The following is a 20,389-nucleotide window of genomic DNA, read 5'->3' as shown; positions in this document are numbered from 1 at the left end:
GTCTGGTCTCATTCGCGGGTCGGCGGCAAGTGGCGATCATGCGGCCACAGGCAGCGCCACCCCGGCCAGCCCGCCCGCCAGCACCACCACCCAGGGCGGCAGGCGAAAGGCGGTCAGCGCGACAAAGCACAGGACGGCCAGCGCGAAATCGGGCTTTCCCTTGATCGCGCTGGTAAAAACCGGGTCATACAGGGCCAGCGCCAGCACGCCCACCACCGCCGCATTCGCCCCTTGCATGACATTTTGCGCGCGGGGCTGGCGGCGCAGCGCCGACCAGAAGGGAAAGGCCGCGACCAGCAGCAGAAAGCCGGGCGCGAACAGCGCCAGCAGCGCGACCACCGCGCCCGCAATGCCATTCGGCGGCAGATCGCCCACCGCGCCCAGCCATGCGGCAAAGGTGAACAGCGGCCCCGGCACCGCCTGCGCCAGACCGTAACCGGCCAGAAACAGATCCGGCGCGACCCGGCCCTGCGCGACGGTTTCCGCCTGCAGCAGGGGCAGGACGACATGACCACCGCCAAAGACCAGCGATCCGGCGCGGAAAAAGCCGTCGATCATCGCCAGCCCGTGGCCAAGGGGCGCCAGCAGCGGCAGCAGCACAAAGCCCGCGACAAAGGCCAGCAGCGCCGCCCCCCCCGCCCGGCGGCTGACGGGAAATGCCGCCAGCGCAGGTTCCTGCGGCGTGGCACGGCACAGGACCAGCCCCGCCGCGCCGCCCAGCACGATCACCGCCAGCATGGCAAAGGCACCGGGCATCAGCGCCAGCACCACCAGCGCCGCCACCGCAATCCCCGCGCGCGGCGCGTCAGGGCACAGGCTGCGCGCCATGCCCAGCACCGCCTGCGCGACGACCGCCACCGCGACGATTTTCAACCCCTGCAGCACGCCGCTGTCGGGCAGCGCCTGAAACCGGCTGGCCGCCAGCGCCAAGGCGGTCAGCATCAGCGCCGATGGCAGCGTGAAGCCCACAAAGGCCGCCAGCGCCCCTCGCCACCCCGCCCGCATCAGGCCAAGCGCAAAGCCCACCTGACTCGAGGTCGGGCCGGGCAGGAACTGGCACAGGGCGACCAGATCGGCATAATCGCTGTCGGACAACCATTTGCGCCGTGCGATCAGCTCATCCCGGAAAAAGCCCAGATGCGCGATCGGCCCGCCGAAAGAGGTCAGGCCCAGTTTCAGAAAGGCCCGGAATACCTCGGCAAAGGTTCCGGTCTGCGGCGTGGCTGGGGACATTCTGGATCCCGGCATGGGCGGTTCGGCTCAGCTTGGCACGATCAAGGATGGCATGGCGCGTCCGACGCAGACAAGCAGGTCGTTGATTGCGCAGCCGGATGACAGGGTGATGACAATCCGGCGGACGACCATGTCGCGCGGTCGCCCGGAATAAAGGTCGATGCGGCAGCCGTCAGGCAGACCACGCAAAACCGCAAAGGCTGCCCGGCCGGTCCACTGGCGCGACCAGCCGCCCCGGCACGATCAGTCGATATCCAGATCGAACTGCTCCAACCGGCCCAGTGCGGCCTCGATCCGGTCGGCATATAGCCCAAGCGCCGCGACCGCAGCACCGTGACCTTGCCAGATGACACGGGCGGGCGGATGCGTGGCCAGCGCGTTCAGCAGCGATTCAGGGCTGGTGATGCTGCGGTCCGGCAGGCCAAAGGCGCGTTCGATTTCGCGATTCGTGCTGGCACGGTCCGCCATCAGGCTGCCGTGCAGCAGCACCTGCATCAGGCGACCAGCCGCGCGCCGTCATGGCCGCGGATGGTGACATCCATCAGCGTGCCCTCGGGCATGTCGCGGTCAAAGGCGACCTCGGTAAAGCGTTCGGTCCGGCCAAGGCGCGGGCCTTCGGTCAATACGCGCAGGGTCTGGCCGACCTCGGCCTGCAGATGGCGGGTCAGGGCCGCGTCGCCAGCCGCCCGCAGACGCGCGGCGCGTTCCTTGATCGCCTGACCCGGCACGCGCGGCATCCGCGCGGCAGGCGTGCCCTTGCGGGCGGAATAGGGGAAAACGTGCAGAAAGGTCAGGCCGCAGTCATCGACCAGCTTCAGACTGTTTTCAAACATCGCCTCGGTTTCCGTGGGGAAACCGGCGATGATATCGGCGCCAAAGACGATGCCGGGGCGCAGACGGCGGGCATCCTCGCAGAAACGGATGGCGTCATCGCGCAGGTGGCGGCGCTTCATCCGTTTCAGGATCATGTCATCGCCCGCCTGCAAGGACAGGTGCAGATGCGGCATCAGGCGCGGTTCGGTCGCGATGGCCAGCATCAGGTTGTCGTCGGCCTCGATGCTGTCAATGCTGCTGATGCGCAGGCGCGACAGGTCCGGCACCAGACGCAGGATGCGCATGACCAGATCGCCAAGCCGCGGCGTCCCCGGCAGATCGGCACCCCAACTGGTCAGGTCGACGCCGGTCAGCACGACCTCGTTGAAACCCCGGTCGCGCAACCGCTTGATCTGCTCGACGACGACCCCCGCCGGGACGGAACGCGAATTGCCCCGGCCATAGGGGATGATGCAGAAGGTGCAGCGGTGATCGCAGCCGTTCTGGACCTGCACATAGGCGCGGTGACGGCCGAAACCGTCGATCAGATGGCCCGCCGTTTCGCGCACCGACATGATGTCATCGACGCGGATCTTTTCCGTCTCGCCGATCAGGTCGGGGGCCATGTTGGGCGAACGCAACTGTTCCCATGTCGCGGGCTGCATCTTTTCATGGTTGCCGATGACCCGCGTGACCTCTGGCATGGCGGCGAAGGTCTCGGGTTCGGTCTGGGCGGCGCAGCCGGTGACGATGACGGGCGCGCCGGGGTTTTCGCGGGCCAGACGGCGGATTTCCTGACGGGCCTTGCGCACCGCCTCGGCGGTGACGGCGCAGGTGTTCACGACCACCGCGCCATGCAGGCCGGCAGCCTCGGCCATCTCGCGCATCGCCTCGGTTTCATAGGCGTTCAGGCGACAGCCAAGCGTTGCGAAAATGGGCGCGTCTTGGGTCATTCGCGCCAGATCCCGTCAAAGACATGCGCGGTGGGCGCGGTCATCCACACGCCATCCTCGCGCCAGTCGATATCCAGCTGGCCACCGGGGACGTTCACGGTCACGCGCCGCCCGGTCAGCCCGCGCCGCGCCGCCGCAACCGCCGCCGCGCAGGAACACGACCCCGAGGCCAGCGTCGGCCCCGTCCCGCGTTCCCAGATCCGCAGCAGGATCTCGCGGTCGGACAGCACCTGCACGACCTCGACATTGGTGCGCTGCGGATACAGCGGGTGGTGTTCGTTCCGGCGGCCAAAGGACTCAAGGTCCACGGCGGCCGCGTCATCGACGAAAAAGGTCATATGCGGATTGCCCATGCCCGTCGCGACCGGATCGCCCGGCACCGGCAGATGCAGCGTATCGACCTCTTGCGCCAGGGGAATCGCCTGCCAGTCCAGAACCGGAGCGCCCATGTTGACCCGCGTCAGCCCGCCCCCGCATCCTCGGCCAGAAGCACGGCATGATCGGTGCGCAGCCGCAGGTTTTGCGCCCCCGTTTCATCCATCAGCCAACGCGCAATGCAGCGCGTCGCGTTGCCACAAGCCGCCGACAGCGTGCCGTCGGCATTGAAAAAGGTCAGCCGCGCGTCGGATTCGTCATCGGATCCGATCACCGCAAGCTGGTCAAACCCCACGCCACGATGGCGGTCTGCAATGCGCGTGACCAGCCCAGCATCAGGCAGATCGCCCCCCGCACGCAGGTCGATCACCACGAAGTCATTGCCCAGCCCATGCATCTTCATGAAAGGCAGGCCGAAAGAGGTTTGCCGGTAGGTTTGCGTGCTCATCCCGGCGATATAGGCCCTGGAAAAAGATTCCACCAGATCATTCGTTTTTCCTCTTGACCCCATTCGCATCGGCCACTAGTCAGGCGCCCTGTGATGGGCCCATAGCTCAGTTGGTAGAGCAACTGACTTTTAATCAGTGGGTCACAGGTTCGAATCCTGTTGGGCTCACCACCAAATTCATTTCATGGTTTTACCTGCTCGTTTTGTCCAACGGGTGTAGGTGTTGGACATTGAAGTAGCGCCAGGGCATCAGCAGCCAACTTCACGCGATTTTCGGCTTGGACGTAGCGCCGGGCCTCTTGGCGGGATCTTGTGCGCAAGAATGGCCATAATCTGAAATTCAGAAGCGCCCTGATCCGCAAGACGGGTCGCGCCATACTTGCGCAGCCCATGCGCCCGGCACTCATCAGGCAATCCGGCATCGCTGCACTGATCGGCGAACCAGTTTCCGAAACTCTCGGTCACATTGGGGTTGCCGTCTCGGTTCAGAATGAATGTCGCCTGCGTCGGCAGAAGCTGGCGAAGTTCGGTCACAAGCTCGGGCAGGTATTCCAGCGGAAGCTCAACATCCTGCCCAGTCTTGATTCGGCGATACCAGATATTCCCGCCCTTAATGTTCATGCAGTCCATGGCCCGCACATCCTGCCGGGCCGCTCCCGTGCCGACGATCAGTTCAAACGCCATCCGGGCAACCGTGCCGCTGGCGTGGTGGTCGCGGAATTTCTGAGCCTGTTCCTCGGTCCAGGTGTGGAAACCGCCAGACCTGATCTTGCGGCGGTCAACGCGCTCATCCTCGCCGCTGCCCTGCAGTTTGCGGTGCTGGGCAGCGGCTCCCTTTTGCCTCGGGAGGCCAGAACCATCAGAAGCAATGGTCACGCGGCGCTTTGCCGGGCGCTGATTGCCGCCCGGCAGGCCGCTGGCCTGACCCAGGCCGAACTGGCACAAAGATTGCGTTGTCACTAATCGCTTGTCGTCAGGATCGAGAGTGGCGAACGTTGGATCGATGTTGTCGAACGGATCGTGTTTTCGCGTGCGCTGGAAACAGATGCCTGTACGCTTCTGCGGGCAACGGAAGCCGCAACCGAAGCTGATCACCGGATCTGAACCCGGCGCGAGGTGCTCTGATCGTGTCGGTCCGTTGTAACTGCCCTGACGATGAGAGCCTGCGTTCGATAATGTCAGGCACATGATGGCGGGCAAGAAGGGACAAGGGTCTTACCGAAGACGGTCTGAGCCCCGCTTAATGGAAATCCCGGCTTGGGAACAGTCGCTTTGCCTGCTCGCGGGGGTGGTGCGCGCGTGCCATCGGACGCGCGCGCGGGGCGCTGTCGGTCTGGGGCGTGGTCTGCGCGATGGCATCTGCCAGGGGATGGCCCAGAGTCGCAAGCAGAGACGACACGTCCTCGATCCCTTCGGCGATCAGATGGGTCACGATTCCTTCGCGTTGCAGCCGCCCCGTCACGCGCAACAGCCGCCCGCCCATGACCGAACGGCGATAGCGTTCAAATACCTTGCGCCAGACCACCACATTGCTGACCCCGGTTTCATCCTCAAGCGTCAGGAACACGACGCCCGAGGCTGTGCCGGGGCGCTGGCGGGTGATGACCAGACCGCAGACCGTGGTCCGGCGCAAGGGCGAGGTGCGCAGCGCGTCATGCGGGGTCAGCCCCGGCAGGTCCGGGCGCAAAAGGGCCATCGGGTGGGCGCGCAGGGTCAGGCGGGTGGCGACGTAATCCTCGACCACCTCTTCGCCGATATGCATCGGGGGCAGGGCGGCGGGTGGCTCGGCAATCGCCTCGCCGTCGATCGGATCGTTGAAGAGCGGCAGCGGCGCCTGCCCGTGAATGGCGCGCACCTGCCAAAGCGCCTCGCGCCGGGTCAGGCGCATCCCCGAAAATGCATCCGCCTCGGCCAAGCGTTCCAGAATGGCAGGTGCTATGCCCGCGCGCAGCCACAGCGCCTGCGGATCCGGGTAGCCATTGCCCCGCGCCGCCGCGATCCAGTCGGCATCGTCCTGGCGGAAGCCCTTGATCTGGCGAAAGCCGAGTCGCAGCGCCAGGGTGCCATCATGCCGCCGCTCAAGGCTGTTGTCCCACAGGCTTGCATTGACGCAGACCGGGCGGATCTCGACCCGGTGGTCCCGCGCATCGCGCACGATCTGGGCGGGGGCATAAAATCCCATCGGCTGCGCATTCAGCAGCGCACAGGCAAAGACCGCCGGATGATGGCGTTTCAGCCAGGCCGAAACATAGACCAGCAGCGCGAAGGCCGCCGCATGGCTTTCGGGAAAGCCGTAATCGGCAAAGCCCTCGATCTGGGAAAAACACCGGGCCGCGATTTCGGGGGAATAGCCGCGCGCCAGCATGCCGGTGATGAACTTGTCGCGATGTTCCCCAATCGTGCCCATGCGCCGAAACGACGCCAGCGCGCGGCGCAGGTGATCGGCCTCTTCTGCGGTATAGCCCGCGCCGACGACCGCGATCTGCAAGGCCTGTTCCTGAAACAGCGGCACGCCGAGGGTGCGTTTGGTGACCTCTGCCAGCGCGGGGCCAAAGGGTTCGGGCTGTTCAAGGCCCTGCCTGCGGCGCAGATAGGGCTGTACCATGCCGCCCTGAATGGGTCCGGGGCGGACGATGGCGACCTCGATTACCAGATCATAGAATTCGCGCGGCTTCATGCGGGGCAGGAAATTCATCTGCGCCCGGCTTTCGACCTGAAACACCCCAACAGCGTCGGCAGCCTGCAACATCCTGTAGGTCGCGGGATCCTCGGGCGGGACGGTATCAAGGCGGAAATGCTGATTTTCATGGGTTTTCAGCAGGTCGAACGCCTTGCGGATACAGGTCAGCATGCCAAGCGCCAGCACATCGACCTTCAGGATGCCGAGCGCGTCGATATCGTCCTTGTCCCATTCGATCAGGGTGCGGTCCTCCATTGCGGCGTTTTCGATCGGGCAAAGTTCGTCCAGCCGGCCTTTGGTGATGACGAAGCCGCCGACATGCTGCGACAGATGGCGTGGAAAGCCGATGATTTCGCGGATCAGGCGCAGGGTCAGGGCCAGACGACGGTCATCGGGGTTCAGGCCCAGTTCGCGGATACGGACAGGATCGGGGCCGTCGCTTGAGTGGCCCCAGATCTGCCCCGAGAGGCCCCCCGTAACATCCTGACTAAGCCCCATCACCTTGCCGACCTCGCGGATCGCGGCGCGGGACCGGAAATGGATCACCGTGGCGCAAAGCCCGGCGCGGTGGCGACCGTATTTGCTATAGATCCACTGGATCACCTCTTCGCGGCGTTCATGTTCGAAATCGACGTCGATATCGGGCGGCTCGCCCCGATGGCGCGAGATGAAGCGTTCGAACACCATGCCGATTGTGTCAGGCGAGACATCGGTGATGCCCAGCAGATAGCACAGGATCGAATTCGCCGCCGACCCGCGCCCCTGACACAGGATCCCCTGACTGCGGGCGTATTGGACGATATCGTGGACGGTCAGAAAATAGGCGGGGAAGTTCAACTCTTCGACCACGGCAAGCTCTTTTTCCAGCAGCCCAAGCGCGCGGGCCGACGCACCTTGTGGATAGCGCCGGGCAAGGCCATCTTGCGCGAGGCGGCGCAGCCGGTCCATCGGGGCTTCGCCGCCTTCGGTGACCTCATCAGGATACTGGTATTTCAGTTCGGACAGGCTGAAACGGCAGCGGGCGGCGATTTCCAGCGTGCGGCTCAGGGCATCGGGATGATGGCGAAACAACCGCGCCATATCGGGCGCGCCTTTCAGGCGGCGCTCGGCATTGGGCAAGGCGCGGGTGCCGATATCGTCGATGGTGCAACTGACGCGCAGGCAGGTCAGCACATCCGCCAACGGGCGCCGCGCCGCGCGGTGCATCAGCACATCGCCCACCGCGACCATCGGCGCACCGCAATCCCGTGCGTGGCGCGCACAGATGTCAAACCATGCCTGATCCGAGCCGTCATAGCGCGGCGCAGCCCCCAGATAGACAAAGCCGGGAAAGTGCCGGACCACCTTTTGAATATCCTGTGCCCCGGCCATGCCCTGCGGCAGTGCAATCAGGATCAGACCTGCGCCGCCTTGCAGCAGATCTTGCAGGGTAAGCCGGCATTCGCCCTTACCCGCGCGCCGTTTGCCAAGGGTCAGAAGCCGGGTCAGGCGCTGATATGCGGCAAGGTCGCCCGGCAGCGCCAGCCACTCCACCGCGCTGTCTGACAGCACCAGACGGCAGCCAATGATCAGCCGGGGCAGACTGGCCGCAGCCGGGCGGGGGAGATCCTCGGGCGTGCCGATTTCCTGCCGCGAGCATGTATCCGTCCGGTGCTGCGACCGGATCGGCAATGCTTCATCCACCGCACGCTGCAATTCGCGCAGCGCGCTATAGGCCCGCACCACCCCGGCCAGAGAATTGCGGTCGGTAATGGCGATGGCGGCCAGCCCCAGTTCGGCGGCCCGCGCAACATATTCCTCGGGGTGCGAGGCCCCGGTCAGAAAGGTAAAATTCGAGGTGACGCAAAGTTCGGCATAATCGGGGGTGGGGGTATCAGGCTGCATCATGCGAATTCCCCCTGCACGAACCAACCGGGGTTTTGCGGCGTATGAAACAGCCACAGCCGCCGACCCTGCATGGTTTCGATGCGCCAGTAATCGCGGATGCCGCTGCGCCAGTTCGGGTCATCGCGCCACCATTCAGGGGCGATCCGTTCAGGCCCCGTCGCGCGCAATATGTCCACTTGCATGCGCCGCCACCGAAACCTCTGCGGCGGATGCGGGCCGGTGGCGGTGATCGGTTCCGGCGGAAACAGGATCAGCGGCCGGGGGTGCGCGGGCGGCGAGAATGGTTTGGGGCGGGAACAGGCCGCAGGCACAAGGGTAAAGCCATGCTCGGGGATATGGCTGTCGGCAGGGTGAAAACGGCGGATATTGTCGATCCCGATGCGGGTGCCGATGCGGGTGATCAGATCGTCCAGCCTGTCCGCCCGGGCTGCATCGCCCGTGCCGATCTGTTCGGTTGGCAACGGCTCGACCTGTGTTGCCTCCAGCCGTAACTGGTCAATGCCGAAGCCCGAATCAACCGTGCCGATGCACCGGGCGAACAGCGGCAGGATGCGCGCGGGGTCGCGCATGGCGCGGGCAAGGCGCAGTTCCACCCGTTCGGCCTGTTGATCGACCCGGCGCAGCGTCAATTCCAGCACGCGCGCGCCTGTGCCGTGTCCGGCCAGCTTGCTGCAACGGCGTTCCAGCAAGCGCGCGGTTCCCGCCGTGACATCCGCCTCAAGCCCAATGGGATCGGGCAGGCTGATCCGCACGCCATAATGCGGCGGGTCGGGGTCCGGCGAGATCTGCTCTGGCTCTCTGCCCAGGGCCTGATCCAGCCGCCGAAGCAGCTCCGGTCCGAAACGCCGCGCCAAGGGCGCGCGGGCCGTAGCCTCAAGCTGCGCGATCGTGCGCAGCCCAAGCCGTTGCAGCGCGGTGACGGTTTCAGCCTCCAGCCTCAGCGCCGCGACCGGCAAGGGGCCAAGCGCGGCCAAGGGCTGGCCCGGCTGCGCCATACCACCGCCATAATGCGCAAGCGCCCATGCGCCGCCGCGCGTATCACCCAGCCCGATCTGCACCGTCAGCCCGGCGCGGGTCAGGCGGTGACGCAGGCTGTCGATCAGCCCCGACTCGCCACCGAACAGATGGGCCGAGCCGGTGATGTCCAAAACCAGACCGTTCCCCTCAAGCCCGACCCAAGGGCAATAGCGCGTCGCCCATCGTCGCAGCCCGGTCAGAAAGCGCCGGTCGGCCATAGGGTCGGCGGTCCGGCTTTGCAGGTCGGGACAAAAGGCACGGGCATCCGAAACGGCCATCCCCACATGCAAACCAAACCGCTCAGCTGCCGCGTTCAAACAATGGATCCTGTTGGTGTTGTGTTGATGGATCGTCAGCGCAAAAGGCCCGAGGGCAGCACGCGCCCGCAGTGCCCGGTCACTCGCCAGCCCGGGAAACCACAGTGAGACGACGCGCCGCGCGGCTCCATCGAACATGCCAAGACCCAATTGTTCCCGATTTGTTCTTGATAAGCTGCCAGTTTTGAAGAGTCGAGTCTTCGGTCGGATCGGGGTCGGAAATGGCAGCGCATCTCCAGCGCGTCTCTGCCGCCGGACTGCCCATGCCCTCGGGGATCAGGCAAAGCCCGGTGGTGTGTCCGGCCTGCGCCGCCAGTTGCAATCTGCGTCCGGCGGTGAGACCGACAGGTGCCGTCAGCTCCAGGACGACCAGATCGACAGCACCATCGCGCAGGCCTTCCTCGGCCACTGCCAGGGTTTCGGTCTGATCCGCTGTCAGGGCTATCGTGATGCGCGCAGGATCCAGCCAGGGGCTCAGGCCGCTAGGTGCGATCATCTCGGGCCGCCAGCTGTCGCGGACCCACAGGATATGACCGGCCTGCGCCGCAGCGATCACCGCAAAGCCGATTGCCATCGGCCCGCAGGCTTCATGCACCCGCTCGGGGCGAAGGGGAAAAGCTGAAAGTCGAAGATTCATGCCCCATATTAGGCCGATGAAACGCCTTTTTGAAAGCCGCGAGGGCGCCAGATCAGAGGCAAGGTTGACCTGCGCCACAGACAGGTGCGCGGATGGCCTGCACGTTACAAGCTCCTCAGCGGGTTCCCGCGGATCACCCTTCGGTATTGCGCTCCGCTTTGCGTTTCGCGTGCTCTTGAACGGCTTCAAATGGCTAATTTCATCGCCGCTCGCCTATGGGATTTTATTTCTTTGAAAATGTGGTTGCAGATCAAGATGCGCCAACACGGTAGATGCAATCCAAGCATGTGCATTGAAGAGGACCAAATCACAACATCCGCACCGCTTTAGCGTCGCAACGGCGTTGTTGCAGAAGTCAGGGTGTTAGCGCCGGTGCCCCTTTCCCCGTTTGTTTCATGCCACGCGTTCGATCTCGGCGGAGCCGAGGGCATTGGATCGGTTCATCAGAGCGACGCGGATATGGATCTCGGCGGTTTGGCGGTCCGGGTCTCTGGATGCGATGCGTTCACCGAATGCCTTGAGACACCGCATCCTGGCTTCGATCCTGCTTCGGGCGTGATACCCGACCAGCGCCTCCATATGGTCCTGCCCGGGCGTTGGGTTGCCCGGAGGATCTCGTTGCGGACAGCGGCGGCAGGGCAGTCCTGCCGCCATCGTCGTCCGTTCTTGCGTATGGGTATGACCGCCGTGCCACCGCGTTCGAGGATCGCAGTGTGGCAGCGTCTTGTGTCGAAGGCGCCGTCCCCGGTCACGGTGCCAATCTGCTCATCAGGTGGGATCTGGTCGAGCAGGTGAGGCAGAATGGGGCTATCGCCCTTGTCGCTGGAGGTGAATTCCACCGCCCGGATGTCACCGGTGACAGGGGCCATCGCCAGATGGACCTTGCGATACTGGCGTCGGCGGCGGGTGCCATGCTTGCGCGCCAGCCATTCCCCGTCGCCGGGGAACCTGATCCCCGTGCTGTCCACCAGCAGGTTCAGCGGCCCCGGTGCACGGCGGCTCGATATCTGCACTTCGATGCTCCTCTGCCTGCAGCTCAGGGTCGAAAAATCCGGAACCGGCCAGTCGAGCCCGGCCATCGACAGGATGCTCGCCACCATCCCGGTTGTTTGCCGAAGCGGAAGCCCGAACAGGACCTTCACCATCAGGCAGAACTGGATCGCGGCATCGGAGAACACCGGCGGCCGACCATTACGACCAGCCCTGGGCGCCAGCCACACCATGTCCTTGTCCAGCCAGATCAGCAACGACCCCCGACGCCTCAAGGCATCCTTGCAGGATGTCCAGTTCGTCCTGCGGTAGCGGCTGCGCTCAGGATTACTCATCCCAGGGGCGTAGCCCACTGGATTCACGATGGGAACCCCTCAGAGAAGAGAGTTCTGCAACAACGCCCCTACGTCTACCAGATATTCCTCAACTCCGGTTGGTGGCGCATTGAACGAGAATATCGCCCCTTCACAGCATAGGTTTCCTGATGACACAGCGATTGGATCTGACTTTGGTCGCCAAGTTTCCGCAGTTACAAACGAATTTCGACACGGAAGCGGATAGCTTTCTTGATCTGCTTGCCCGGATGAGAAAGATCCCCGCATTCAATGTGGAATGGACCGCTCAGTGGAACGAACATGAGCGGCCGATCAGTCTGCAGGCCCGGAAAGATGAGTTCCTGGAAAAATTTCGCGAAGCAAATCGAAACATGGAGGGGATGAATCAGATCTGGGTGAACGAGGCAAGTGAACGTCTTTACGATTTCGACTATACATGGTGGGATTCTGATTCCGGCGTCCAACAGCCGACAATGCTGTCCGGAGAGATATACAAAAGCCGCCCGGCCATAAAGATTGATGCGCAAAGCGGAGCGGATCTGCTCGATATCATCACGCGCTGGCGTCGCCCCCACCATATCAGATTTGGGCCCATGCATTATTACATGGACCAACACCCCCTGGATCGTAGCCGTGAGGGAATCGGCTGGATGGGCTGGGTGCCATTTTCTCTGGCGCCGGCAGAAGTTCCTGAGGCCGAGATTGTGCAGCCCATGAATGGCGGCACTCTGATCGTGCCGCAATCCACGCTTTGGCAGGCCGTTGAAGGCCATCCGTCTTATTCAAAGGAGGGAATTGAGCGCGCGCAGGAGGTCGAGATACGTCTTAATATCCTGGGGGTAATCCCGACGAGCATGGATCTCGATAGAGGGGGCTGGGGGCAATAGATTACGACAGCATTGTTGCTGCCGCTGCAGTCAAGGGTCGGACAGGGGGATTAGCGCCTTAACCTGAGCAGATTCAGCTGGGTCTTTGCAAGGACGGCCGGTGCCGGTCACTCCAACCCGCGTCGGAGAATGTGGTCCTGAAGCTCCTTCAGACGTTCGAATGGGCTGACGGGGAATCAATCGGATATAAGCGTGGGAATCCCGGCCACAATTCGGCCGCCATGCGCGGTTTGATCGCCGATACGCATCACCCCGCGACCGTTGATCCTGACGCTGCCGGAACCCTTGACCATCGGATCCGACAGCGGAGGGGTGCCGGAATAGCCGGACGCCCGCCTTCGACGGCCAGCGGGATGCAGGTGATATCCCGACCCGGACCTGATGAGGTCGGATGGCAGCGTCAGCCGTTCGACCCGGCTCGCCCCGCAGCAAAGCCCTTCATCCAGCCCAGCCCCGCAGCGGTATCGCCGCACGGGCGATATTCGGCGCCGAACCAGCCGCGATAGCCGGCCTGCGCCATCCGGGGCAGCAGGTCGGCATAGTCGATCCGGCCGTGGTCAGGCTCGGTTCGGTCGGGAACGGCGGCGAACTGGACATGGCCGACCAGATCGCCCAATGCGGCCTGCACCGCCAAAGGGTCCAGCCCGTTCATCCCCATGTGATAGCAGTCCAGCATGACCCGGATATTGTCGCGCCCGGTTTCGGCAATGATCGCCGCCGCATGGGCCGGGTCGGTCAGGAAATAGCCGGGAACATCCCTGTGGTTCAGCGGCTCGATCAAAACGGTGATGCCGTGGGGCGCGGCCAGATCGCTGGCATGGCGCAGCGCCGCGACAAAACCCGCCTGCGCGGCATCGCCCTGCGCCTTGCCTGCCATGACATGGACGGCGCGGGCGTTCAGGGCGCGGGCCTTGGCCAGTGCGTCCTCGATTGCCGCGCGCGCCTGATCCGACCGGCCGGGCAGCGCCGACAGACCGAATTCGCCCGCTGCGACATCGCCGCGCGCCGTGTTCAGCCCCAGCAGCGGCAGGCCGGTCCGGTCCAGCGCGGCGCGGATCGCGGGAATGTCCCCTGCATCGGGCCAATGCAGTTCGATCGCGGTGAACCCTGCCGCCGCCGCGCGTGAAATCGCCCTGTCAGGTGCAAGACCGGGCCAGAGCAGCCCCAGATCTGCCGAAAACGCCAGTGCCGCCATGCCGCCCCTACCCTGTCCGACAAAAGAAAACGCCCGCAGCATAAGCCACGGGCGCGTCGTCCGAAATCGGCGAACGGATCAGCGGCGCAGACCCAGTTTCGCGATCAGCGCGGTATAGCGCGCTTCTTCCTTGCGCTTCAGATAGTCCAGCAGCTTGCGGCGCTGCGCGACCATCATCAGCAGACCACGACGCGAGTGGTTGTCTTTTTTATGGGTCTTGAAATGCTCGGTCAGGGTGGCGATGCGGCTGGACAGAATCGCGACCTGAACCTCGGGCGAACCGGTGTCGCCTTGCTTGGTTGCGAATTCGCTCATGACGCGAGCTTTTTCCTCGGCAGTGATCGACATCGGATCTCCTTTCAGAAACAAGGGTTTCGGGCACAGGCCGGGATGTCGTCCAGCAAGGTCCGTCATGCAAACCGCCCGGTTTCCCAAACGGATCGAGGGGCTATAGCGCCAAACGCAGCAAAAGAAAAGCTGAATCAGGCGCCCGTCATCCGCGTCACGATCAGATCGCGCAATTCGACCGCAGAGCCCGCAACCCGGCCGACGGCGATATCGTCAACGCTGATCACGCTCATCCCGTCATCATCGGTCGCGACCGAAATCCAGGGTTCGGCGTCACCGGGCTGGCGGTCGATCCAGATTTCGATGCGGTCAAAACGCGCATCGTAATCGCCGATCAGCGGCGGCGTGGCGGGGCTGTCGGCGGCCAGAATGAACAGGTCATTGCCCTCGCCCCCTTCGATGAAGTCATCGTCATGGCCGATGATCGTATCGTCGCCTTCGCCGCCATGCATCCACGCACGACCGGGGCTGTCCGAACCGATCAGCAGGTCGTCGCCAAGGCCGCCGGACAGGTCATCTTCGCCCGGCCCGGCGATCAGCGTGTCATTGCCCGCGCCGCCCATCAGCGTGTCATGGCCTGGTCCGGCAACAAGGCTGTCATCGCCATCGCCGCCCATCAGGCTGTCGTCGCCCGCACCGCCCAGCAAGGTGTCATTGCCATTGTCACCGGCCAGCATGTCGTCGCCATTGCCGCCGATCAGCAGGTCATCCCCACCGGGGCCGTAATCGCCATCGCCATGCAGCCAGTCATTGCCGTCGCCACCCTCCAGCCTGTCATGGCCCTGACCGCCGAACAGATCGTCATCGCCCGCGCCGCCGATCAGGTGGTCGTCGCGATCCGTGCCGCCCAGCCAATCGTCGCCCGAGGTGCCGGTCAGCGTGTCTCCGGGCGTGGAATTGTGACCGGGATTCTCGCCCAGATTTTCACCCGGATTTTCGCCGGGGTCGTCATTTTCCCTGTCGGAATTGGTGGCATTGATGGTCGCATCAAGCGCCAAACCACCGAATACCAGCCCCAATAGCGTGCCCAACATGAGCATCAAATTACACTCACCAAAAGAATCACCCACTCAAAACCGAATATATCCATGAAACGCGCAAGGAATGGAGCAAAGAATTAAGAGATAGTTAACCTGTCACAAATCCATTTTTCTCTGTAAACCATTCTTTTCGCAACACCCATCCCGGATTGTCACCCGGCCGGACATGAAAACGCCGGCCCGAAACCGGACCGGCGCCTGTCAACGGATATCGCCGCGCCTATTCGGCGCGCAGATAGCTTTCGGTCACCAGTGCCACGGCACGCGCCGAACCGCTGGCAAAGCCTGACGCGCCGACATCGGTCAGCGCGATCATATAGCGGCCCGGTGCCAGCCTGGTCGGCGGCAAACGGGAATCGCGCGAATCGCCGTAATCATCGTTTTCGGCCAGAACTGCGCCGTTTTCGCCAAACAGCGCCAGTTTCGGATCGGCGCCGGACAGGGAGCCATAGGCCTCGATCACGACGACCGCGTTGCGGTCGATCTGAAAGGTGAACCACTGCGCGCTGCCCCCCAGCAGGACGGGGGTATGCGCGGGCTTGGCCAGATCCAGTTGGGTCACCGGGAAATCGCCATCGAACGGGGGGACGATTTCGCCGCGACGGTAAGCCCCCGCCAGAAAGCTTTCCGCGTCCAGTTTCTCGGCCGAAACCTGAATGTCCTGTTCGCCCGCCGTCAGCGCCGTGACGGCAAGGCAATAGCTGCCCGCCTCAAGCTGGGCGGGGAAATCCAGCCGCGAATTGGTGCCATCCGCGTCGTCGTTTTCCGCCAGCCGCTGACCGGCAAAGTCGAACAGCACGACCGTCGGGTCCAGCCGGTCCGATTCCGCGCGCAGCGTCAGCGCCGTGGGTTTGGCCAGATCGAAGCGCAGATAGCTGACCCGATTGCCCGGAACGGCCAGCGAAACGCGGCCATTCTCAAGCCCCTGATCCAGATCGCCCGGCATCAGTTCGACCATCTCGGTCGAGGCGTTGCAGGTCCCGATGCGGTCGCTTGCGCTGACGTTGTCTTCGAACAGCCGGGGCTGGTCCTGCGTGCCGACCTGCACCTGCGCCGCCACGCCGCCCCCGTCAAATGACTGGACACGCACGCAGTAATCGCCCGGCCCAAGCGTGGTTTCGATCCGCGAATTCAGCGTGCCCCCGGCATCGTCGTTTTCCGCAATGCTGTCGCCATCGGCGGTCAGCAGCACGATGCTGGGATCGCCATCGTTCGAGACGGCCTCGATCCGGACGCCTTCGCTTTCGCCCGTGACGCGGAAACCGATCAGCGCACCGCCCTGGGCATGGGCGCCGACCGACATCTGCAGGGGGCTTTCGGCACCCGAGACATCCGATCCATCCGCCGCATTAGCGATCCAGGCGGCAGTCTCGCCGCCGCAGGTGGCGACAGAGGCGACCGCAGCCTGCTCGGCGGGCCGGGGCGTCTCATCCTGTGCAAGTCCGGGCGTCGCGAGCGCCATCAGCGCGCAAAGCGACAGGCCCACCGGCCTGTTGAAAGGTGTCATGACGGGCTCCGTTTCAGGGTCGTTCCGGCCGCATTCTTGGCATTGCGACCGCCAATCCGCAACGCCTGCTTTTCCGGAATGCCAGCCCTGCCGCCCAAAGGTCGCCGGCAGCCAATCACGCCCACCCGCACAGGCAGCGACAGACCCGGACGCCCCGGTCGCCTGTTCCGAATATGCTGCGGGACGGAAAGTTTTCCGGTTCCGTCCATGACGCCAAGGGGACAGGCCGTTCCGTCGCCCCTTGGGACCGCAGGGCAAGGCGTCGTCGGCCCGGCTGCGATCCTTGGTCGTCATATGCGCCTGTGCCATTGCGCCGCCCTTCAGCGCAGCATGTCGCGACATGACCGCCGCCGTCACGGGCAGCGCGACGAATTCACTGATCGGGCTCGTCCGGGACCTGCGTCTCGGGGGTGTCGGCCGGGGCGGTTTCGGCCTCTGTTGCCGGGGCGTTGACGGATTGTTCGGGATCAAGGCGGACGGGGCGGTTGTCTTCCCATTCGCCTGCCGCGACCTGACCCGTGGCATAGCGCATGACGCCCGCGCCCTGACGCTTGGCCGCGACGAAATTGCCGGTATAGACATCGCCGTTCGGATAGGTGGCCGTGCCTTCGCCGTCGATTTCCCCGGCCTTCCAGCTCCCTTCGTAGCGGAAACCGTTGGGGGTGATCAGGCGGCCACGGCCTTCGCGCAGGCCATCGACGAAATGGCCGTCATAGGTGGTGCCGTCGGGATAGGTGGCCTGACCTTCGCCGTGGCGCTGCCCCTCGCGCCAGGCGCCGTTATAGACATAGCCATCGGGATAGACCATGCGGCCCTGACCGTCGTTGCGGGCATTGCGGAAGCCGCCTTCATAGACCAGCCCATTGGCATATCTGGCGGTGCCCTGCCCTTCGATCACGCCCGCGACCCAATCGCCTTCATAGGTCGAACCGTCGGGATAGGTGATGCGGCCCTTGCCTTCGGGCAGGTCGTTCAGCAAGGCACCGTCATAGACCGCGCCATCCGGGTAGGTGATGCGGCCCGCGCCCTCCATCCGGCCATCGACCCAGGTGCCGTCATAGGCATAGCCATCGGTGCCGGTAAAGACGCCGCGCCCCTCGCGCCGGTCATTGCGGAACGTGCCTTCATAGCGGTCGCCGTTCTGATAGGTGGCGACGCCCTCGCCCTCGCGCTTGCCATTGGCCATGCGGCCCTCGTAGGTGTCGCCCGAGGTCTGGACCAGCTTGCCCTCGCCGCTCATCTGGCCTGCGGCCCATCCGCCGGTATAGGTCAGCCCGTCCGGCATGGTCAGCGTGCCCTGACCGGCGCGCTGGTTGGCCAGCATTCCGCCGTCATAGACCGCGCCGTCGGGATAGGTGATCTTGCCCTGCCCCTCCTTGGCGCCGCGCACCCAATCGCCTTCGTAGCGGTAGCCGTTGGGCTGGGTCAGCACGCCCTTGCCATTGTGCAGCGCGTTCAGGAAACCGCCTTCGTAGACGGAACCATTGGCATAGCGCGCCACGCCCTGCCCGGTGATCTCGCCGTCCAGCCAATCGCCTTCATAGGTGCCGCCATCGGCATAGGTGATCTGGCCCTTGCCGTTCGGCTTGCCCTGGGCAAAGGCGCCTTCGTAGACGGAACCATTGGGAAAGCTCGCCTTGCCCTGCCCCAGAATTTCACCCTCGACCCAATCGCCGGTATAGGAATAGCCGTTGGGCAGCGTATAGGTGCCGCGCCCGTGCTGCTTGCCGTTGCGGAAGGTGCCTTCGTAGACGCCGCCGTCATCATATTGCTTGGTGATGACCGATTCCGCAGCAGCCATCCCGGCGCTTGCCAGAAATACCGCCGCAATGGCAATCGCTGCCTTCATCGCCCTGCTCTCCTACCGGGTTGCCCGTGTTTTCGCTGGCCATATTTCCGTTGGCCGTGTTTTCACCGGGTTTACCGCATGAGGCCAGCGGGCGCAAAGGCCGACTTTTCCTTTCGCGCCGCCTCGCCTATCAACAATGCGAAGGAACCACGGAGACCGCCATGACCGAACGCTTCCGCATCACTCTGGGCCAGTTGAACCCGACCGTGGGCGATCTGTCCGGCAATGCGCAAAAGGCGCGCGCGGCATGGGAAACCGCCAAGGCGCGCGGCGCGGACATGCTGGCCCTGCCCGAGATGTTCGTGACCGGCTATCAGACGCAGGATCTGGTGCTGAAACCGGCATTCACCCGCGATGCGATGCGGGTGATCGCGGATCTGGCCCGCGACTGTGCAGATGGCCCGGCGATCGGCATCGGCGGACCTCTGGCGGATGGCGGCAAGCTGTTCAACGCCTATTACATCCTGCAAGGCGGCCAGATCGTCGCCCGCGTGCTGAAACACAACCTGCCGCACAAGCAGTTGTTCGACGAATTGCGCCTGTTCGATCCCGGCCCGATCTCTGGCCCCTACCGCCTTGGCCCGGTCCGCATCGGCAGCCCGATCTGCGAAGACAGCTGGTGGCCCGAGGTCACGGAAACGCTGGCGGAAACCGGGGCGGAAATCCTGCTGGTCCCGAACGGCAGCCCCTATCACCGCAGCAAGCTGGACCTGCGCATGGGCCATATGGTCGGCCGCGTCGTCGAATCCGGCCTGCCGCTGGTCTATCTGAACTCGGTCGGGGGGCAGGACGATCAGGTCTATGACGGCGCCAGTTTCGTGCTGAACCCCGGCCCGAATGGCGGCGCGGTCAAGGTCATGCAACTGGCACCCTTTGCCGAGATGCTGGTCGATCTGGATTTCGTGAACACCGATGCGGGTTGGCGGGCAGAGCCGGGCCAGATGGACCCCCAGCCCGACGAATGGGAACAGGATTATCAGGCGATGATGCTGGGCCTGCGCGACTACATGCGCAAATCCGGCTTTTCCAGGGCGCTTCTGGGCATGTCGGGCGGGATCGATCTGGCGCTGGTCGCGACCATCGCCGCCGATGCCATCGGCCCCGAAAACGTCCAATGCGTGATGCTGCCAAGCGAGTTCACATCGGCCGAAAGCCTTGAGGATGCAGCCGATTGCGCCGCCCGCATCGGCGCGAAGATGGATGAGGTCCATATCGACAGCGCCCGCGATGCCGTGTCTGGCGCGCTGGCCCATCTGATGGCGGGCACCACCCCCGACATCACCGAGGAAAACATCCAGTCCCGCCTGCGCGGCGTCATGCTGATGGCGATTTCCAACAAATTCGGCGCGCTGCTGCTGACCACCGGCAACAAGTCCGAGGTCGCGGTCGGCTATTGCACGATCTATGGCGACATGGCGGGCGGCTATAACCCGATCAAGGACCTGTATAAAACCCGCGTCTTTGAAACCTGCCGCTGGCGCAACGCCAATCACCGCGACTGGATGCTGGGCCGCGCCGGAGAGGTCATTCCGCCCCGCATCATCACCAAACCCCCCTCGGCCGAGCTGCGCCCCGACCAAAAGGATCAGGACAGCCTGCCCCCTTACGAGGTGCTGGATGCCATCCTTGAGGGTCTGGTGGAAAAGGACCAGTCGCTCGCCGATCTGGTCGCGCAGGGTTTCGATGCCGAAACCGTCGCAAAAATCGAAAAGCTTTTGTATATCAGCGAATGGAAACGCTATCAGGCCGCACCCGGCCCGCGCATCTCCACCAAGGCATTCTGGCTGGATCGCCGTTACCCGCTGGTCAATCGCTGGCGCGACCGGATCTAGACGACATACCGTGTCGGGCGGGCAGCCTCATCGCCAGCCCGCCCAC

15 protein-coding genes, 1 tRNA gene and 2 pseudogenes are annotated in these 20,389 nt (G+C 64.3%); 3 read left to right on the top strand and 15 right to left on the bottom strand.

Annotated features, from left to right (window positions below; all coding sequences use genetic code 11):
* Window positions 1-36 precede the first annotated feature (36 nt).
* The 4 genes and pseudogenes from chrA to dapF all read right to left on the bottom strand — a co-directional run bounded on the left by chrA (window position 37) and on the right by dapF (window position 3,822).
* Window positions 37-1,233, bottom strand: a complete 1,197-nt coding sequence (gene chrA, locus PE067_RS11965) for a chromate efflux transporter (protein ID WP_276189592.1) — start codon at window positions 1,231-1,233, stop codon at window positions 37-39.
* Between the two features lie 243 nt (window positions 1,234-1,476).
* Window positions 1,477-1,728, bottom strand: a complete 252-nt coding sequence (locus tag PE067_RS11960; protein WP_276189591.1) for a hypothetical protein — start codon at window positions 1,726-1,728, stop codon at window positions 1,477-1,479.
* Window positions 1,728-2,999: a tRNA (N(6)-L-threonylcarbamoyladenosine(37)-C(2))-methylthiotransferase MtaB gene (gene mtaB, locus PE067_RS11955; RefSeq protein WP_276189590.1), complete on the bottom strand. Its 1,272-nt coding sequence runs from the start codon at window positions 2,997-2,999 to the stop codon at window positions 1,728-1,730. Before mtaB ends, PE067_RS11960 begins: the two co-directional genes overlap by 1 nt.
* Window positions 2,996-3,822 (bottom strand): annotated as a pseudogene (gene dapF / locus PE067_RS11950) (diaminopimelate epimerase). Before dapF ends, mtaB begins: the two are co-directional and overlap by 4 nt.
* Before the next feature lie 95 nt (window positions 3,823-3,917).
* Between dapF and PE067_RS11945 the strand changes: the two are divergent.
* Window positions 3,918-3,993, top strand: a tRNA-Lys gene (locus tag PE067_RS11945).
* Window positions 3,994-4,071: 78 nt separating this feature from the next.
* Here PE067_RS11945 and PE067_RS11940 read toward each other — a convergent pair.
* The 5 genes and pseudogenes from PE067_RS11940 to PE067_RS11915 form a co-directional block, all read right to left on the bottom strand.
* On the bottom strand, window positions 4,072-4,917 hold the full coding sequence (locus PE067_RS11940; RefSeq protein WP_346429693.1) for a tyrosine-type recombinase/integrase: 846 nt from the start codon (window positions 4,915-4,917) through the stop codon (window positions 4,072-4,074).
* A gap of 145 nt (window positions 4,918-5,062) precedes the next feature.
* Window positions 5,063-8,389: an error-prone DNA polymerase gene (locus tag PE067_RS11930; RefSeq protein ID WP_276189588.1), complete on the bottom strand. Its 3,327-nt coding sequence runs from the start codon at window positions 8,387-8,389 to the stop codon at window positions 5,063-5,065.
* On the bottom strand, window positions 8,386-9,861 hold the full coding sequence (locus tag PE067_RS11925; RefSeq protein WP_276189587.1) for a DNA polymerase Y family protein: 1,476 nt from the start codon (window positions 9,859-9,861) through the stop codon (window positions 8,386-8,388). The genes PE067_RS11930 and PE067_RS11925 overlap by 4 nt, the downstream gene beginning before the upstream one ends.
* Entirely contained in the window at window positions 9,803-10,438 is a 636-nt protein-coding gene (locus PE067_RS11920; protein ID WP_346429692.1) for a hypothetical protein, read from the bottom strand. Before PE067_RS11920 ends, PE067_RS11925 begins: the two co-directional genes overlap by 59 nt.
* Window positions 10,439-10,753: 315 nt before the next feature.
* Window positions 10,754-11,685 (bottom strand): annotated as a pseudogene (locus PE067_RS11915) (IS5 family transposase).
* A gap of 149 nt (window positions 11,686-11,834) precedes the next feature.
* Here PE067_RS11915 and PE067_RS11910 point away from each other — a divergent pair.
* Window positions 11,835-12,572: an Imm52 family immunity protein gene (locus PE067_RS11910; protein ID WP_276189586.1), complete on the top strand. Its 738-nt coding sequence runs from the start codon at window positions 11,835-11,837 to the stop codon at window positions 12,570-12,572.
* Window positions 12,573-12,748: 176 nt separating this feature from the next.
* Here PE067_RS11910 and PE067_RS11905 read toward each other — a convergent pair whose 3' ends face one another.
* The 6 genes from PE067_RS11905 to PE067_RS11880 form a co-directional block, all read right to left on the bottom strand.
* Window positions 12,749-12,865, bottom strand: a complete 117-nt coding sequence (locus tag PE067_RS11905; protein ID WP_276189585.1) for a PAAR domain-containing protein — start codon at window positions 12,863-12,865, stop codon at window positions 12,749-12,751.
* Window positions 12,866-12,972: 107 nt separating this feature from the next.
* Window positions 12,973-13,767 (bottom strand): TIM barrel protein, encoded by a 795-nt coding sequence (locus PE067_RS11900; protein ID WP_276189584.1) that lies wholly within the window; start codon window positions 13,765-13,767, stop codon window positions 12,973-12,975.
* Between the two features lie 78 nt (window positions 13,768-13,845).
* Window positions 13,846-14,115, bottom strand: a complete 270-nt coding sequence (gene rpsO / locus PE067_RS11895) for a 30S ribosomal protein S15 (protein ID WP_276189583.1) — start codon at window positions 14,113-14,115, stop codon at window positions 13,846-13,848.
* 134 nt (window positions 14,116-14,249) lie between these two features.
* Window positions 14,250-15,155 (bottom strand): calcium-binding protein, encoded by a 906-nt coding sequence (locus PE067_RS11890; protein WP_276189582.1) that lies wholly within the window; start codon window positions 15,153-15,155, stop codon window positions 14,250-14,252.
* A 220-nt stretch (window positions 15,156-15,375) separates the two neighbouring features.
* Complete coding sequence (locus PE067_RS11885; protein WP_276189581.1) at window positions 15,376-16,662, bottom strand: hypothetical protein; 1,287 nt, start codon at window positions 16,660-16,662, stop codon at window positions 15,376-15,378.
* A gap of 373 nt (window positions 16,663-17,035) precedes the next feature.
* Window positions 17,036-18,511, bottom strand: a complete 1,476-nt coding sequence (locus PE067_RS11880) for a 2-isopropylmalate synthase (protein WP_276189580.1) — start codon at window positions 18,509-18,511, stop codon at window positions 17,036-17,038.
* Window positions 18,512-18,672: 161 nt separating this feature from the next.
* Between PE067_RS11880 and PE067_RS11875 the strand changes: the two genes are divergently transcribed.
* Entirely contained in the window at window positions 18,673-20,343 is a 1,671-nt protein-coding gene (locus PE067_RS11875) for an NAD+ synthase (protein WP_276189579.1), read from the top strand.
* The last annotated feature ends 46 nt before the right edge of the window (window positions 20,344-20,389 follow it).

Source organism: Paracoccus sp. DMF-8, from assembly GCF_029309835.1.
Taxonomy (GTDB): Bacteria; Pseudomonadota; Alphaproteobacteria; order Rhodobacterales; family Rhodobacteraceae; genus Paracoccus.
This window is presented reverse-complemented; position numbering and strand designations above follow the sequence as displayed.